Annotated in this window: 1 pseudogene; it reads left to right on the top strand. The window is 50.6% G+C overall.

Annotated features, from left to right (window positions below):
• Nucleotides 1-1,687 precede the first annotated feature (1,687 nt).
• Nucleotides 1,688-2,039: pseudogene (locus HRU21_12595) on the top strand (hypothetical protein).
• The last annotated feature ends 587 nt before the right edge of the window (nt 2,040-2,626 follow it).

Here is a 2,626-nt window from a genome sequence, read left to right on the forward strand (position 1 = left end):
CGCCCATCGTGGCCTGTAGCGAGTGGCACGTCTCAAATAACTACCAAATTTGAGAAAAGCTTCGTTTTCGAAATGTTAGCTCGTTTAAGAGTGTACCGTACATCTCCGATGAGTGCAGCGGGTCAAGATGTCAATCCTCTTCAAGACCGGTCTTGCGTTCCAGAATCTTGATCAGACTCGTTTTCTTTTATATGTATTTTGTACTGGCTATCCACTCATGGTATGCACAAAGTTTGAAACGCGCTACCTGGTTTTGTAACTGCAAATCACAACATTTCGAAAACGAAGCTTTTCTCAAATCTGGTAGTTATTTGAGACGTGCCACTCGCTACAGGCCACGATGGGCGTCTATCTAGCGCATTCTTGGCGTTCTACCTCAAATCCCGTTGTGAAATCCTCCGAAAATCACTCTACTAACAGGCCTCCATGGTGTGATTTTGGAGAGACCTCAACAGGCAGGGTTTCTATGCATTTTTGTGACGTTTTGAGAGCGCCGACTCGCCAGTTCAGGTAGCGCGTCGTAAGAGCTGTATGATCTGTGATTACGAGGGCAATCGAGCCTAGTCCGAAGTCACACGCGCCATGTCGACGACATCGGCGGATTCAGCTACTTTTGCAAAAGTCGAAAATCACGCGATTTCGAGGAGATGTACAGTACACTCTTAAAAATCGACCGAGTTGCGATCTAGAAATTATCCTGACTGTTGATGAGCGCATTACAGCTGTTCTCAATTATGCCACGTGTCGATGGCAATTTCGCACTCGCCAGACTTAAGAGTGTACCGTACATCTCCGATGAGTGCAGCGGGTCAAGATGTCAATCCTCTTCAAGACCGGTCTTGCGTTCCAGAATCTTGATCAGACTCGTTTTCTTTTATATGTATTTTGTACTGGCTATCCACTCATGGTATGCACAAAGTTTGAAACGCGCTACCTGGTTTTGTAACTGCAAATCACAACATTTCGAAAACGAAGCTTTTCTCAAATCTGGTAGTTATTTGAGACGTGCCACTCGCTACAGGCCACGATGGGCGTCTATCTAGCGCATTCTTGGCGTTCTACCTCAAATCCCGTTGTGAAATCCTCCGAAAATCACTCTACTAACAGGCCTCCATGGTGTGATTTTGGAGAGACCTCAACAGGCAGGGTTTCTATGCATTTTTGTGACGTTTTGAGAGCGCCGACTCGCCAGTTCAGGTAGCGCGTCGTAAGAGCTGTATGATCTGTGATTACGAGGGCAATCGAGCCTAGTCCGAAGTCACACGCGCCATGTCGACGACATCGGCGGATTCAGCTACTTTTGCAAAAGTCGAAAATCACGCGATTTCGAGGAGATGTTCAGTACACTCTTAACCTGAAGTCATGTGCTGGGACAACCAGCAAGCTGTCCGCTTCCATCGACATCTGCAGCTTTTTGCCCTCACATTTTGTCACAAGCGAACGACGACACGTCTTTACACCAGCTGCACACACCTTCTGCGAAGAATGCGACAACAGCGAGAACACAGACGCTTTTGGCGGCGTCGGTGACGAAGCGCACCTCATGCTTAAAGTGGTGCTGCTGACTCAGAGGAAGCCAGACTGAAACGTGTTCCGCAGAGTCACGGTCATCGAAGCACAGCGCGCCCGACGAAAGCCGACATCGCACCCATCTTGACATGTCTCTGATCACGCACACACACAAAACGTGGACACGCGCAGCGCGTGCTCTGAACATCCGAACTGGAAGTTCACGGCGCGGCACAACACACGCGTGGCAAGGTCGCCCAAGATCGTCATCGAGAAGTCGACGCTGCCGGTGCGCACGGCGCACTCGATGCAGCGCGCGCGAGCGGCCAACAGCTCGACGTCGACGACGTTCGTGATGCTATCGAACCTGGCCATCTCGGACCTGGCTCAGTCGGACCGCGTGCTGACTGGCGGCGGTGGCGAAACTGGTGCAGCTGTGCGCGCCCTGGGTGCCGTCGGATAACGTGCTGACGACGAACCTGTGGTCGGCCGAGCTCTCAAAGCTGATGGTGCACGCGTTTCTGGCGTAGCGCGTGTGATCGATCAACAGCATCAGCGCGCAGGACAGCGGCGGTGTCGATGGCGAGCGAGATGGACGCGCACCGATGGACATTCATCCGGTACGTGTTTCGGAGTTGTTTTAAACATGTTGTACAATGGTGTTTGAACTCGTGTGACGTGCTGTGTTTGATAGGTGTTTCAACAGTGTTTGAACACCTTGAAACAGCTCCGTGCAACACTGTCAAACACTGTTGAAACACAAAATGATCTTGTTTCATGAGCGTTTCATTGCCTCAAACACGGATGAAAAAACAAATGTTCAAACACTGTTGAAGCATGAACCTGACCTTGAAACACCACAGACGATCGTGTTTCAAGCACGTTTCATGCACGTTTGATGCATGTTTGACACTTCTTTTGGTGTTTCACACACGTGCTTCAGAGTGTTTCATGTTTGCCGTCCGCGCACGAAACACCGGAACTCTTGCAAGATCAATGAGTCTGTCCCTCGCTGAGGGCGAGTGTGACCTGGCAGGCTTCGTCCCTACCCTCTTTCCTTTGGAATCAAGGCCAGGGCTCCTGCTAGTCGTTAGAATATCCGACCGGTTCGGACAGC

The organism is Pseudomonadales bacterium, assembly GCA_013215025.1.
In the GTDB taxonomy this organism is placed as follows: domain Bacteria; phylum Pseudomonadota; class Gammaproteobacteria; order Pseudomonadales; family DT-91; genus DT-91.